Origin of the sequence: Geminocystis sp. CENA526, assembly GCF_050753365.1 — a bacterium.
Classification (GTDB): domain Bacteria; phylum Cyanobacteriota; class Cyanobacteriia; order Cyanobacteriales; family Cyanobacteriaceae; genus Geminocystis.
The window spans coordinates 40,641-55,767 of sequence record NZ_JBLZFY010000001.1; the positions used below are offsets into that span (position 1 = coordinate 40,641).

Below are 15,127 nucleotides of genomic sequence, written 5' to 3' on the forward strand. Positions count from 1 at the left end.
TGTGCCAAATTAAGTGCCGTGATGACAAATTCTTGTCGTTGAGGTAGCAGTGACAAATTAGTGTCGTTAAAATAATCGTCATAAAATATGAGTACCCTGCTCTCTTTCAATCTATCCTAGGTTTATTATACTGTATGGATTTATTTTGATTCGATCGATCATTGATTTTTTGTTTTACCCTATTCGATCGTAACCAATCTTTGCAATCAATGACATGGACAAAAAATAATTGAAATACGATTCCTTCGACTTCTTTGGAAGCAGCTTAGTACACTTTCAATCAACCCCAGAGGGAAACATTGATTGAAACCCCTTGAATAAATCTCATAATCTCGATCAATAATAGGCTTTCAATCAACCCCAGAGGGAAACATTGATTGAAACAATAAAAATCCTGTAATGAAAGGGGGTTTTCTTGCTTTCAATCAACCCCAGAGGGAAACATTGATTGAAACTTTCCACCCTCATTTTTTTCGATCGCCATGATATCTTTCAATCAACCCCAGAGGGAAACATTGATTGAAACGCCTATGAACTAATTGATCAGATTTTTAAGGATACTTTCAATCAACCCCAGAGGGAAACATTGATTGAAACAACATTAAGTGGAATGTAGAGATCATTATTAGAATCTTTCAATCAACCCCAGAGGGAAACATTGATTGAAACGGTAGCCACTAGGTTCGAGTGATGTTCAAATACTCACTTTCAATCAACCCCAGAGGGAAACATTGATTGAAACTGGCATTAGTCGTTTAATAGATTGTTTAACTTTTCGACCTTTCAATCAACCCCAGAGGGAAACATTGATTGAAACCCCTATGGTTCAGAAGCCTTATCATATAAGGAATTGAATGCCTATTTGCGGAAGGCTCTGGGTAAAAGTTCATTTCAGCCAAGACACGATGATTTTGGACTGAAAAGAAAATCCCAAAAGACTTGATATACATAGCTTCTATCGTTCGCGTAAGGGTCAACTTTAAATTTCCCATCAAGACCGAAAAATAATACAGTCTCAAGGATAGATTCCTCCTTGATCGGAGGTGGTTCAGTGCCATCACTATAGTACGTCTATCCCCTTTTTGCTGGGAGCACACCTTATTCCTTACGCAAGGTAAGCAGCATCAGGGTGGACAGTCACCAGGGTCAGAAAGCACATCTGTTATGATACAGATAAACTAACCCGAATTTAACACAGCACAAAGGTCGAAACATGAACTGCGGTGCTATTATTTATTAATTAAGCTAGGCCGCATTTAATCTGCGGTTTTAACGTCTAAACCTCTTGCCATCTCTAGTCTATAGTTGTAAAGAAAATGCGTTTTAGCTTATCTATTTAGTTGTCAAGGTTCAATAATTCAATTTAGTCTTTGGTCGATAAAGCTAAATCTTTCGCTTTTTCTTGGGGACTGCCTCGAATTGATTGCTTTGCTTCTGTGACGATGATATTAAGTTTCGATGCTTGAAGTGTGATATTTTCAATTAAGCGACCATAACTCCATTGATGAAGATTGATGCGATAATTTTTAAGATAACGTTTCTGAGCTTCTAATGAGCCTTGTATTTTAGCTTCGGCTTTAGCTGTTAGTTCTGCTTGGATAGATTCACGAATGTTATTTAAACTAGGAACAATTATTATTCCTGCTTTATATTGCAGTGCGATCGCAACTATTTCTTTTGCCAGAAGTCGATCAATGTACTGACCTAATTCAGACTGACTTTTATTGCATTTTCTCGAAGAAACATTTCTTTGAGATTTGTGTCTTTCATGGGATTGCTTTTGTTTGTGTAACCGTTGAAGATTTAGTAACTTGTAATCATCTCCTAATAATTGTTTCAAACTTCTATAGGCAATTACTTCTCCTGTGGATTGATTTACCACAGCAATAGTGGCAGGTTTTTCAATCCCCATAGAAACTCCAATGACAATGCAAGGATTCCCTTGATATAAAGGTTTACTTGGTCTAGGAAAAGGATTATCTAAACGAGCAAGAGTAGATTGTTTCCTCTGGAGAAAATTTTCTTGAGTCTTTGTTAACTCTCCCTTATCCCGAATATTTTCAATGGTTTTTAAGACTTCCTCGACCTTTTGTTGTTTTATCAGTTCTGTACCTTCGATAGTTTCAAACTGAGTTTCCAGAGAACAAAATAGGGCTAAGTGATTTTTTGTCCAAGGTTCTTGTTTGCCTTCCCCTTCTCGCCAAAGTAAAATCCCCGAACGGAGGGAGAATAATGCACTAGAGTGTTGATTTTTGCCTTGACGCTTAACTTGCTGATCTTGATAAAATCTCTCAAACCACTTTAATTGTCGTTGGTCGCAACAAACTTCAAAAGCTAATCCCTTTTTACTTAAGCCATTAAAGGTAACGCATAAACGACCTTTTTCATTTTTACTCCATATTAAGTCTTCGTTAGTGTTGAAGATAACAGGATAAGGAACTGACTTAGATTGTTTAAGTAATTGATCCTGCCATTGTTTTGCTTGTTCATCTGTTTGAGGAGCAGACTGACAGACAATATTCAAAATGTTGATCCATTTCTCATCGGATAAATCTCTGCCCAAAGGAGGACTAGATTCCGCAACTCTTTTTTCTAATCGTTCAATTTTGATTTTGACTTTATGCCGACGTTTAACGAAGCGTTCAATATCTTCTACTTTCTGGGGAATCTTACAACCATTTTTTAATAAATAACTAATAGCAACTTTGATAATCTTATCTTCTGCAAGATTATAAGCATCAAACAGACTCTGACTAAGACTCTCCGCATTTTTATATTTTTTATATTTTGCGAGTAAACTCTCTGCCTTATTTCTTATATCTGTTAAAGAACATTGTGCTTCCTGTTTGAATTCACTATCACTTTTGAGCATTTGGTACCATCGCTGTTGCCCTTGCAATCTAAAACGTAATTGTCTCTGAGTTCTTAAATATGATTTGTAGATGTATTCAACAAAGTTGGTAACGCTCAGATAAAATCGGCTTGGTTGATTATCAAAAGGTGGTTGATTTTTTAATTCATTACAAATTTTTGCGACTAAACCGTTTGGTAGTCTCCCCGTTTGATACCAGTTTTCCAGTTCTTCGTGATTGGATAAGCGTTTCAATATCTCATTAATCATAGGAGTATTTTTCAACGCCATTACATCCCAAATCTGATGACGGCAAGATTCTGGGGCAATTAATCGGCAATGAATAGTAACTATACTCATAGGGATAATTTTAGAGATAATAACTAGATAAAATATTAACACATTTATGTTGTTATTTGTCAATGGTAAAACATAAAAGTTTTTTTGATGGTTTATTTTGGATGTCTCAAGATGATTTAGAATAATAGTTGGACTTTCATAAGACTGGTGAAAGAAAAGACATTGACGTACTTAACCACTAAACAGGTATCAAAAATAACTGGATGTAGCCTAAGACAGTTGCAATATTGGCGTGAACAGAAAGTGATTGTTCCCACGATCGATGCTCAAGGAAAAGGCAAAAGCGTTCTCTATGAGAAAGGGGATCTGATTGCTGTGATGGTGATGAAAAAACTATTGGATACTGGTTTAGACTATCAAAAGGCGTGTGGTGTGCTAAATAATCTGCGAGAGCAGAATCTATACTTTTCTGAACAAATCAATATCAATAACCGTTACCTAATTGTGTTGGGTTCAGATGATGAAACCATAAATGTTGTAGAATTTGATGTAGAGAGCATAAAGGATAATGTCACTTCTGGGCACACTTTTATTCCTTTGCTATTAGATGATATTTGTGGAGAACTAGAGGCAAAGTTGAAAGATTTAAAAATACGAGATAATAACAAAAAAAATTCAACAGAGTCGGAACAAATAACTAGAGAGTTAAGGATCGATAATATATTAGAACAATTAGGTTGGAGAGGACTTAAATATCATAATGACTTGGAAATTGCTGAGTTAAATGGTTATTGGATCGAAGAGTATCCTTTAGCCACTGGTAAAGCCGATTATGTATTAATCGTTAATGGGCTTTTAGTGGGAATAATTGAAGCAAAAAAAATATCAATCGATCCTCTGTCGGCGATGGAACAGGCAAAACGCTATTCAAGAGGAGCGTTTAATGGTGTTGGTGATTGGCGAGGGTATCGAGTTCCGTTTCTTTATTCCACTAATGGAGAGTCAATATATTTCCTTGATGTTAGACAAAAATATAATTTAACCCGTTCCATTTCTTCTTTTCATACTCCTTCAGGATTATTCGAGTTGTTGAATCGCAATGAAGGGATAAGTAATTATTGGTTGACTAATAATCCCATTGAAGAAAATCAATATTTAAGACCATACCAAGTAGAGGAGATCGCATCTATAGAGAAAGCCATAAGAGAAGGTAAGCGAGAGTTACTGATGGCAATGGCAACGGGTACAGGTAAAACCTTTACGATCGTTTCTTCTATTTATCGTCTGTTGGTTTCTAAAAGGGTGAAACGAGTATTGTTTTTAGTTGATCGCAGAGCATTAGCGGCACAAGCAGTAAGAGCCTTTGCGTCCTTTTCTACTCCCAATGGCAAGAAGTTTGATCAAGAATACGAAGTTTATAGTCAACAATTCAAACAAGAAGACTTCGGGGAAAACGAAAAGTTTAATTCTAAAGTATTGCCCAATAAATATTTAACTGAACCTTCAGAGATTCATACCTTTGTGTATGTATCAACGATTCACAGAATGAAACTTAATCTATTTGGTAATTCTTCTTCTGAGGAAATGGAAGAGAGAGGGGATGAAGAGAGTGAAGATGACGTAGAACAATTGCCCATTCCCATTCATGCTTTTGATTTAATCATTTCTGATGAATGTCATCGAGGTTATACAACCAGTGAAAATGGTTATTGGCGTAGGGTATTGGAGCATTTTGATGCTATAAAGATTGGCTTAACCGCTACTCCTGCCATTCATACTCTTAATCTCTTTCGAGAAGTTGTTTTTCGTTATAGCACGGAACAAGCGATCGCAGATGGTTATTTAGTGGACTATGAACAAGTTAATATTAACTCAGACGTAACAATTAATGGAACTTTCCTCCGACAAGGGGAAGTAGTTACCAGAGTAGATCGAGAAACAGGAGAGAAGTTCTATGATCAATTAGAGGATGAAAGAGAATTTAACACAACTGATATAGAACGTAAGATAGCAGTACCTGATCGCACCCGAAAAATTATTCAGGAGATTGCTAAATATGCAGAGCAACATGAACAGGAAACAGGGCGTTTTCCAAAAATATTAATATTTGCTTGTAATGATTTAGAATATATCTCCCATGCGGATCAGGTGGTATCTATCTGTAAGGAAGTATTTAACAGGGGGGATGATTTTGTCCAAAAGATAACAGGGAAAGTCGATCGCCCCTTACAAAAAATCAGGGAGTTTCGTAATCGCCCCAATCCAGCCATTGCCGTTACGGTGGACTTATTAACTACGGGTATCGATATACCTGCCATTGAATTTGTGGTATTTATGCGATTTGTGAAGTCTCGTATTCTCTGGGTGCAGATGTTGGGAAGAGGTACAAGGCTTTGTCAAGACATAAATAAAACTCATTTTAAAGTGTTTGATTGTTTTAATGGCTCTTTAGTGGAATATTTTGCGGATACTACTGATTTTCGCTTTGTGCCTCCCCGTCAACAGGCTATGCCCCTTTTTCAAATAATGAGTAATATCTTCTATGATGTCGATGTAGAAATTCATCTGGATATGTTAAATCGACGATTACAAAGAATTGATCGGAGTATTTCCGATGAAGACAGAGAACATCTGCGAGTTCATATACCTGCTACCAGCATCAAAGGTTTAGCTCGATATTTTCAAGAACTATGTGGAAAAGAGCCACAAGATGCAGATTCATTGTTACAAAATCAAGAATTTATAGAACTTCTGGAGAACTATGCCCGTCGTCGGGCTACTTTTTTAATCGCTGAGGAGGTTGAAGATACCGTTACTTCAGAAGTGGTAGTACAGGGACAAAAGCCTGAAGATTACTTAACTGCTTTTTATCGGTTTGTGGAGAAAAATACAGAGGAGATTGAAGCCTTACAAATATTACGCCAACGTCCTCAAGATTGGGGTGTAGAGGCATTAGAAGAATTGAGAAGCAAATTGAAAGAAAATCGTTTCACTGAAAATAACTTACAACGAGCTTATAAGTTAGTCCATCAAAAGGCTTTAGCTGATATTATTTCTTTGATTCGCTCTGCTTTTGATCACTCTTATCCTGTTTATACCGCAGAAGAAAGAGTAGAAAGAGCGATCGCATCTGTAACTGATGGGAAACAGTTTACTGATGAGCAATTAGAGTGGTTGGGGTATATCAAGCAACATCTAATCCAGAATCTTAGTATCGATTTAGATGACTTTGAGTATGCCCCTATCTTTGAATTGCATGGGGGGAAAGGAAAGGCGAGGAGGGTGTTTGGTGATGACTTTAACAGTCTTATTCGTGATTTGAATAGTGCCATTGCGGCTTAAAACCTATAGGAGAAAACAAAAATGGATGTAGTAGGAAAATTATGGGGTTTATGCAATACCCTGCGACATGATGGAATCGATTATGGTGATTATATCGAACAGCTAACCTATCTGTTATTCCTCAAAATGGCAGATGAAAAGACGATCGACGTTCCCCCTGATTGCGATTGGAAAAGTCTCAAAGCCAAGTCTGGAGAAGAATTAACGGAACATTATCTCACCATCATTCGGACTTTACAAAAACAGTCAGGGTTATTGGGTGACATCTTCAATCAAGCAATACCTCGCTTTAATAATCCCGTCAATCTAAAAAAAGTCATTAATATTATTGATGAGATTGAATGGACTGCTTTAGATGTAGATGTGAAAGCCGAAGCCTTCGAGGGATTGCTAGAAAAAGCCGCTAGTGAAGGCAAAAAGGGTGCGGGGCAATATTTCACTCCTAGAGTCTTAATTAAGTCGATCGTACGCCTGATGAAGCCCGATCCTAGAGTGAGTAGTGATTTTAAGATTTGCGATCCTGCCTGTGGTAGTGGTGGTTTCTTGGTTTCTGCTTATCAGTGGTTATTAGATGAAACGGGGGGAGTATTTGATCGAAAGGAGATTAAACGCATTAAAACCCAAACTTATTACGGACAAGATTTAGTGCCTCGCCCTCGCCGTCTGGCTTTGATGAATCTCTTTTTGCAAGGATTAGAGCCGACTATTTATCTTGGGGATGCTATTTATGAGCCTGAGAGTGGCGATCGATTTGACTGTATTTTATCGAATCCGCCTTTTGGTACGAAGGGAGCGAATCAATTACCCATTAGGGATGATTTTACCATCGAAACCAGTAACAAACAACTTAACTTTATTCAGCATATCCTCACTATTTTAAAGCGAGGTGGTAGAGCGGCGATCGTCCTTCCTGATAACTGTTTATTTGAAGATAAAGCAGGGGAAGTGTTTAAAATACTGATGGAAGATTGTAACGTGCATACGGTGTTAAGACTGCCGAGGGGTACTTTTACTCCCTACTCTCAAGGAGTTAAGGCAAATGTCATCTTTTTACAAAAAGGCTTACCCACCGAGAATATTTGGATCTTCGATGCTCGTTCAAATGTACCAAGTGTAACCAAAAAGGAACGCCCGTTAACTAAGGCTCATTTTGAGGAGTTTGAGCAGTGTTATGGAGATGATCCCAATGGTAGGGCAAAACGGAAGGATTTAGGCATTGAGGGGCGGTTTAGATGCTTTTCTCTGGATGAGATTAAGGCTAGGGATTATAAGCTCGATATTACTTGGCTTAAAGACGAAAGTTTAGAGGATGCGGACGATTTACCAGAGCCTGATTATTTGGCTAGTGAGGCGATTACCGAGTTAGAGGCGGTGGTTGACAGTCTTAAGGACATTTTAGAATTGATTGAAGATTAATTCTCTTGTCATGCTGACGTTATGCTTTCAACTGTCATGCTGACGCAAGGAAGCATCCCAAAGATTCTTCGCAGTCGCTCAGAATGACAAAAAAGTTACCTGTCATGCTGAGTTTAGGAAGCATCTCTCTAAGATTCCTCGACAAGCTCGGAATGACAAAGAAAAAACCCTCGGAATGACAATAATAAAAGCTCGAAATAAGATAATAAAAGGAGGATTCATCGAAAGTGCCGAAAAAAATTAGAGAACTTAAGTCGATGTTGCTCAAGGCAGGATTTACTTATCGTTCAGGTAAAGGAAGTCATACTGTGTGGAGTCACGCCCTTTTAGATTATAGTTTAACCCTTTCTGGTAAAGATGGTGCTGATGCCGATCGCTATCAAGAAAAAGACGTTAAAAATGCCCTCAAAGATTTAGAAAATATACAGGAGTAAATCAATGAATTGTCAATATAGTATTCTTATCCAATGGTCAAACGAGGATCAAAAATATATCGTTAGTTTACCCGAATTTGGTCCTTATGCTCATACTCACGGGAATAGTTATGAGGAAGCCTTAAAAAATGGTCAAGAAGTTTTAGAGTTATTGATAGAAGACTATCAAGCCAGAAATAAACCTTTACCTAAGCCAAGTAATTTAAAAGTCACGGTTGAAGTATAGGAGATTTTGTAAATGAAAATAGAAGATTTAAAAGTAGATGATAAGTTACCTCAAGGATGGATAATATTACCTTTACCTGACTGTGTTTATTTTCAAGAAGGACCTGGCTTAAGAAAAAAGCAATTTGCCGAGCAAGGTATTCCTTTCTTAAATATAAGAACTTTTGAAGATGGATTTATTAATAAAAGTAAATGTAGATTTGTTGATGAAAAAGAGTTTACTAATCGATACGAACACTTTTTGCTAAATGAGAATGATATAGTTGTTTCTAGTTCTGGAACAATAGGTAAAATCGCCGTTATTAGAAAGCAAGATTTACCTGTAATGTTAAATACCAGCGTGATTAGATTTCGTTCTAAATACGAAGATTATCTATTACAGAGCTATTTAAAATACTATCTACAATCACAACATTTCTTTCAACAAATAGATTCATCTAAAACAGGAAGTGCCATTTTTAATTATGGACCGTCTCATTTACAAGAGATGTCTATTCTAGTACCCCCTTTAAATGAACAAAAGCGAATAGTTGCAAAGTTAGAGAAGTTGTTAGCAAAGGTGAATGAGAGTTGCGATCGACTTTCCCGAATACCAACCATCCTTAAAAGATTCCGTCAATCCGTCTTAGCTTCCGCTTGTTCAGGGCGTTTAACTGCCGATTGGAGAAAATCACATCCAGACAACCCAGAATGGAAAGATGAAATTCTTATTGATATAATCAAAACTAAACCTAGAAATGGATTTTCAGCTAAATTAGTTGATTTAGTTGATTATGAAACGAAAACGAAAATCATCACTTTAACCGCCACAACATCGGGGAAATTTAAGGGAGAATATTTCAAATATTTAGATCAAGAAATTGATTTAGATTCTTATGTCTGGCTCAATCCTAAAGATATTCTGATTCAAAGAGGTAATACCATTGAGTATGTAGGGGTATCAGCTATTTATGAAGGATTACCTCATCAGTTTATTTATCCTGACTTAATGATGAAAATTCAAGTTAGAGAAGACATAGCCGATTATCGTTTCATTTACTATGCACTATCAAACATACAAACTAGACAATATTTTCGAGATAATGCAACTGGTACAGCAGGTAATATGCCTAAAATAAATCAACAAGTTGTAATGAATACTCCTATCAGTTTACCCCCTCTTGAAGAACAAAAAGAGATTGTGAAAAGAGTAGAAGCATTATTCAAAAAATGTGACCTAATCGAACAAAGATACTTGAACGCCAAAGCCTACACCGATAAACTAACTCAATCAATCTTAGCCAAAGCCTTTCGAGGGGAATTAGTACCGCAAGATCCCAACGATGAATCAGCAGAAGTATTATTAGAGAGGATTAGAGAGGAGAAAACCTTAACCGAAAAATCAAGCAAAAGTAAAAAGACAAGCAAACGCAAAACCACCTAACCGCCTTGTCATTCATTTTCCCCCTTCTGTCATTCTGAGTGAAACCAAGAATCTCCCTAGATGCTTCCTATCGTCAGCATGACATTTTTTAAGATGAATTATCTATTTGAGGTTTTATTTCCCACCCTCGCTCATTAGCCAAATATGCTAAACGTTCTAATAATTTTCTAAAAGGTTTTTGATTTCTGTATTCTGGACTTGGTTCAATTTGTGCATGGGCTTTATTTTCATCTAAAGGGCGAGGTAAAACGTCAATCTTATACTTAAACTCCTCTTTCCCTTTTTGATCATTTTGAATAATACTATCAATTTGTCGAACTTGATTTGTAACAAGACTAACAACTCCATCTGTAGATTCTTGTTGAGAGTATTGAGGTTTATGATTACATAGACTTGCTCTATCTACTGAAGGACGTTGATTCCTGTCTGTGAATGCTTGAGATGATACCCTAATTGTATTTGGATCATTGCTGTCGATTTTGTAGTATTTTTCTTGAGAAGGCACTCGCCGATATAAAATTTCATCATCTTCAACATGATCCATTGTCATTTACTTAATTTTTTATAATCATTTATATTTTATTTATCCAACTCCAAAGAGGAGTAAAATCATCATGTAAATCAATTGAGTCATCTTCCATTTCATTATCCATATCAGCACCCCAAACTTTGATATAATCAATTGTTTTGTCACTGATATAAATAGTAATTTTTTTAGTGTTATTCCACCATTCCAATACAATTTCTTGATCCTCAGTAACATTAACTAAAGGTTCATCCCACCAAAAACCGCTATTTTTAGCAATAGAATATATTTTGTTTATTAACTGATTTGCTGTGTCTAAAACCCTGTGATTAATTAAAGATTTATCTTCTTCAGTTAAGAGATCATTTATATTAATTAAATCGCTAGGGTCATGGATAGTAATTAAATTACTATCATAGTAATGGCGTATATTGATGATTGTTTCAGTAGTTTGTATGTCTTGTTCTGATTTTAGTTTAGAAGAACTGTGCAAAAACTGATTTTTTCTTCTCGTTAAAGAATGATCATAGGATTTTAGCTTAGTAACATCACGCACCCAATCACTTGCCATATCAGTTGGAACAGCTTTTTTATATCGGGCGTGGGGACATGGCATCATGTAACTTTTGCGTGATGCTGTATCGGAATCTTGTTCCTGCTTCTTCTTTAAACTGATCGATTCTGTTAAATACTTCATTTTTACTTACCTTCCCTTCGACATAAAAATCATAATCAAGAAGATATGCTTCTTCTTCCTCTTTCATTTGTTCAGGATCTTGTGCTGTCACAATACCATGATTGAATCGGAGTTTTGCAGAAGAATCAATTTTTATCTCTATACTTTTATTAATAGATTCTATTTTGTCAGATAAGTAAGGGTTTTTCAATTCAAGTATAAGAGACTCATCGATCAACTCTAACCAAGGTTCATCTTGAATATTTAATTCAGATCTAAGAATTAAATCTCGATACCTTAAACCGACTCTTACATAAAAAGGAATAGTGTAAGTTGTCTCTAGTAATTTTGTCAAATCAACAAATTTTTCTCTAAAGTCTTCATACTTTTCATATTCCAAAGTCGATAAAGCTAAAGTGTTTTCAGTTAAGGAAACTTGCCACTTGGAATTTTCCGAACGGAATATAAAATTACAAATGTTATTAGAAGATGATTCCAATTTTTGGCAAAAAGGATAATCTGACTGGATTTTCTCCTGAAACTCAAATGCACCTTGATTAGCTATTCTTAACACCGTAGGAAATCGTACTTGACAAATTACCTCTATCAAGGGGTTTTTATCATAAATAACTCTTTCGTACGGTTGTGATTTCATTGTTATCGGAATACATTAAGTGCAATTTTAGTTATTAAAATTATAAACCTTTTTGCCAATAAGTCATCTCAAAAAAAGTTAAACCACATCGATCGCACTTACCAAAATCCCAGAGAGAAGGAATCTTAAACCTAGCACCACAGTTAGGACACTTACACAACAGTTTTAAATCATGTCGATCACATTTCCATCGAGACTTATATTGCCATTCAATGCGATGATGAGGAGACTCACCATAACAAGCCCCACAAAGGCGGATAGGCTCTAATTTCATCGGTTCAGAAGGTAACATCGCCTTTAATTGAAACAACCTCAACCCCAACAAATTACCTAAAGCAGTTAACTCCTCATCTGAAGGGAAAGGATTATGACGAAATTTCTCCCAACGGGCGACAACTCCCCCAATTCCTGCCAATTCACCTAAAGCATTAGGACTGAGATAATTTTTTCTTCTTACCCTTCCCAGAAAGTGACTTAAACTCTCACCCTCTAAAGGTTGAACAGGTAGTAACCACGCCTTAATATCAGTATTCAACATGAATAACTTATTACCTCCTTTTAACCAAATATGTAATTCTGAATCGTTCCCCTTATTGTCATTCCGAGCCTTTTTTTCTTTGTCATTCTGAGTGAAACGAATAATCTCCGAGATGCTTCCTATCGTCAGCATGACAGTTAAAAGCGTTACCTCACCATGACGAATCGAATTATGAGTATTCTCTTGCTACCTCCTGTAAAATGTCCTTTTCAATACTTTTTTTGCCCCTAGAAAGAGATTTAATCGCTGCCTCTCGTAAAAGTTCATCCAATCTGCCGATATAACCCTCCGTTGCTTTGGTAATAATTTTCAACATATCGGTTTTCGTTAAATTAGAGGCAACAGGCAATTTTAGAACCTTCTCCTCCCAGATAAATACTGTTTTTTTGAAATCCTCTCCCGTTAATTTACCGAATCTACGATGCGATCGAAATCTGTTGTAAATCTGCTCATCTCGCTTAATGACAGCCTCTAGCCGATCAGTTCCCACCAATACCACAGAAATTTCTAACTTATCACTAATATCTCTCACATCAGGAAAGGTATCAGGTTTTAAACGATCGGCTTCATCCACTATCAACATTTGTACGTCACAGGCTTTTAATACTTCCATCGCCCTCGATCGAAAATCTGACACTGTACCTTTTACAGCTCTATATCTTAGAGATTCAATAATCTCCTTAAAAAAATCTTTAGCAGAACACTTAGTCGGAGGCATAATATATACAACAGGAACAGAGGGTGTTTGTTGCCCCTGTTGATTAGGTTTATTCCTTAATGTATAGGATTCACAAGCAATAGTTTTTCCTGTTCGAGATTCCCCCACAATACGGCAGGATTGTCGTGCTTTACGTTTTTCATCTAGCCAACTATGTAGTTCTCGTAAATGCTCTAACGGTACGATACTATTACGATTAAGACGATCAATTTCTAACTGTAACCATTGTTCATCTTGCTGTAATTCCCCTAACTCCGTTGCGATCGATTGTGCATTACTCATATTTTTACCATCCATAATCTTCTTTCATTTCATCTAAATCCCACACTTCGATTTCCTCGATCGCCGAATCAACGCTTTCATTGACTAATTCATCGTCAGTTTGATTCTCTTTTTGTTCCTCTGTAATAACAGGTTGCTGAGATGTTGCCTTATAGCTCTGCTCTTGCTTTTGGCGTTGCTTACGGGTTTTTTTGTTAACAGATACTTCCCGTTCAATCACCTCCTGCAATATTGCATCATTATTAATGGTTTTAGCCTGTTCTCGAAGTCTTTTTGCACTTGCCTTGGCATCGTCCAAACTTAAACTTTCAGTTTCTAAGCCTTGAGCAAAAGCACGAGTTAAAAATTCTTCTTGTCCTTTGTTCCATTGGTAAATCCAAATTGTGGTAATATCTCTGGGATCGTATCTGATGCTAATAGTTTTTCCAGCATAACCTTCCAAATATTCTCCTTTGTAGTTGATATTTTCAAACTGAATATAACCACCCCTTTGAACTTGTCTTCGAGCTTGTTTCATCAGACAAATATCTAATTCTCGTTCCGATAGGACTTCAGGAATAGCCCTTAATCCTGCTTCCCATCGTTGAAAACGAGTTTGGTCGCCCATTCTCGCATCAATGCTTTGATTGTACTTATCCACAATGAAACGGACGATTAGACGTTCTAATTCTTGCAATGTTAATTGGGCATCTTTTTCAGCATCTTTAGGACGTTCTTGAACATTCGAGCCAGTGTAACCTGGTAGAGTGGAAAATAAACTTTGATTAAGAGTTTTAAAAGGACGTTCCACAATACCACCTTCAGAGGGTCGATCGCGTAACTTTAAAACAAAACCTAATTGCGTGGCAATCTCCGCTAAGTGGTTAGAACGGAAATCCTTGCCACCATCTGTAAAAAGATATTGAGGCACTCCATAAGTACCCCAGTCGCAGTTAAGCCCGTAATCTTCAGCGTAATTCTTAGGTAAAATAGCATGACGTAAAGCTAAACCAACAACCAAAGAACTGGGAGCATCAAAACCCAAATTAATCCCCACTATACAACGAGAGTAACTATCAATTACAGTAGTAAGCCAAGGACGACCGATTAACTCTCCATGTCGATCGACTAAAAGTATATCTGCACGGGTATGATCACATTGCCAAACTTGATTACTGTAACTAATATCTAAGTCAAAACCATCACGAGTTTTAACGGATAAACTATTATCCTGCCACCCTGGCGATCGAATACTTTTATCTTTCTTTTCAATATATGGTTTGAGAACTCTTAACACTGTTCTATAGGATGGATAGTCGGTTTCTTTGAGTTCGTATGCTTTTGCTTGAACTCGAATAGCAACCTGTTTAACGTTCATTCTTTTACTACCCTTATTTCCCTGTTGGTAGGTTTTGACAATGAACTCTTGCCAAAAATCATCGATGCGATGTTTCCCTTTATCTCTTCTGTCAATCGTCACTAAGGCAGTTATACCTTCGTGTTGGTAACGTTTGAACAATCTCTGTAACGATCGAACTGAGATTCCTAATTTCATTGCCCCTTCTCGCAGTTTGTGACCATAGGTGGTACGATCGCACGGCTCTAAAAGAGTTTGGATCACCTCCAATTTTTTTCGAGCTTCCACAGGAAGTTCAGAAACTATTGGTTTCGGGATTGTTTTAGTCTGCTCCTGTTGAATATTCTTTTCTTCGTAGTTCATCTTCCTTCAGTTTTTTAAAATCACTAATGCCATTTTATCTGT

12 protein-coding genes and 1 CRISPR repeat array are annotated in these 15,127 nt (G+C 36.7%); of the genes, 5 read left to right on the plus strand and 7 right to left on the minus strand.

The window, feature by feature from the left end:
• The first annotated feature begins 273 nt into the window (after window positions 1-273).
• Window positions 274-817: direct repeats of the CRISPR family, unit length 37 nt; unit sequence CTTTCAATCAACCCCAGAGGGAAACATTGATTGAAAC.
• A 546-nt stretch (window positions 818-1,363) separates the two neighbouring features.
• Window positions 1,364-3,211, minus strand: a complete 1,848-nt coding sequence (gene cas12k, locus ACN4EE_RS00220) for a type V CRISPR-associated protein Cas12k (RefSeq protein ID WP_431704375.1) — start codon at window positions 3,209-3,211, stop codon at window positions 1,364-1,366.
• 147 nt (window positions 3,212-3,358) lie between these two features.
• Between cas12k and ACN4EE_RS00225 the strand changes: the two genes are divergently transcribed.
• The 5 genes from ACN4EE_RS00225 (at window position 3,359) to ACN4EE_RS00245 (ending at window position 9,991) form a co-directional block, all read left to right on the plus strand.
• A complete protein-coding gene (locus tag ACN4EE_RS00225) occupies window positions 3,359-6,493 on the plus strand; it encodes a type I restriction-modification enzyme R subunit C-terminal domain-containing protein (RefSeq protein ID WP_431704376.1) in 3,135 nt (1,044 codons plus the stop codon).
• Between the two features lie 21 nt (window positions 6,494-6,514).
• Entirely contained in the window at window positions 6,515-7,909 is a 1,395-nt protein-coding gene (locus ACN4EE_RS00230) for a type I restriction-modification system subunit M (RefSeq protein WP_431704377.1), read from the plus strand.
• Between the two features lie 227 nt (window positions 7,910-8,136).
• Complete coding sequence (locus ACN4EE_RS00235) at window positions 8,137-8,343, plus strand: type II toxin-antitoxin system HicA family toxin (protein ID WP_431704378.1); 207 nt, start codon at window positions 8,137-8,139, stop codon at window positions 8,341-8,343.
• Window positions 8,344-8,347: 4 nt separating this feature from the next.
• Complete coding sequence (locus ACN4EE_RS00240; RefSeq protein WP_066344268.1) at window positions 8,348-8,569, plus strand: type II toxin-antitoxin system HicB family antitoxin; 222 nt, start codon at window positions 8,348-8,350, stop codon at window positions 8,567-8,569.
• A 12-nt stretch (window positions 8,570-8,581) separates the two neighbouring features.
• Window positions 8,582-9,991 (plus strand): restriction endonuclease subunit S, encoded by a 1,410-nt coding sequence (locus ACN4EE_RS00245; protein ID WP_431704379.1) that lies wholly within the window; start codon window positions 8,582-8,584, stop codon window positions 9,989-9,991.
• An 88-nt stretch (window positions 9,992-10,079) separates the two neighbouring features.
• Here ACN4EE_RS00245 and ACN4EE_RS00250 read toward each other — a convergent pair whose 3' ends face one another.
• Genes ACN4EE_RS00250 through ACN4EE_RS00275 form a run of 6 tightly spaced genes read right to left on the minus strand, consistent with a single transcriptional unit; the run spans window position 10,080 to window position 15,085 of the window.
• Window positions 10,080-10,535 (minus strand): hypothetical protein, encoded by a 456-nt coding sequence (locus ACN4EE_RS00250; RefSeq protein WP_431704380.1) that lies wholly within the window; start codon window positions 10,533-10,535, stop codon window positions 10,080-10,082.
• A gap of 28 nt (window positions 10,536-10,563) precedes the next feature.
• The gene (locus ACN4EE_RS00255; RefSeq protein ID WP_431704381.1) at window positions 10,564-11,088 is read right to left on the minus strand and encodes a hypothetical protein; all 525 of its coding nucleotides are present in this window, start codon (window positions 11,086-11,088) and stop codon (window positions 10,564-10,566) included.
• A 19-nt stretch (window positions 11,089-11,107) separates the two neighbouring features.
• Window positions 11,108-11,848, minus strand: a complete 741-nt coding sequence (locus tag ACN4EE_RS00260) for a TIGR04255 family protein (protein ID WP_431704382.1) — start codon at window positions 11,846-11,848, stop codon at window positions 11,108-11,110.
• Between the two features lie 40 nt (window positions 11,849-11,888).
• Window positions 11,889-12,518 carry a TniQ family protein gene (locus tag ACN4EE_RS00265; protein ID WP_431704383.1) on the minus strand — a complete coding sequence of 210 codons (630 nt, stop codon included), beginning with the start codon at window positions 12,516-12,518 and terminating at the stop codon, window positions 11,889-11,891.
• A 37-nt stretch (window positions 12,519-12,555) separates the two neighbouring features.
• Window positions 12,556-13,386 carry a TniB family NTP-binding protein gene (locus ACN4EE_RS00270; protein ID WP_431704384.1) on the minus strand — a complete coding sequence of 277 codons (831 nt, stop codon included), beginning with the start codon at window positions 13,384-13,386 and terminating at the stop codon, window positions 12,556-12,558.
• Window positions 13,387-13,390: 4 nt separating this feature from the next.
• Window positions 13,391-15,085, minus strand: coding sequence for a Mu transposase C-terminal domain-containing protein (locus tag ACN4EE_RS00275; protein ID WP_431704385.1), 1,695 nt, complete (start codon window positions 15,083-15,085; stop codon window positions 13,391-13,393).
• Window positions 15,086-15,127 lie beyond the last annotated feature (42 nt).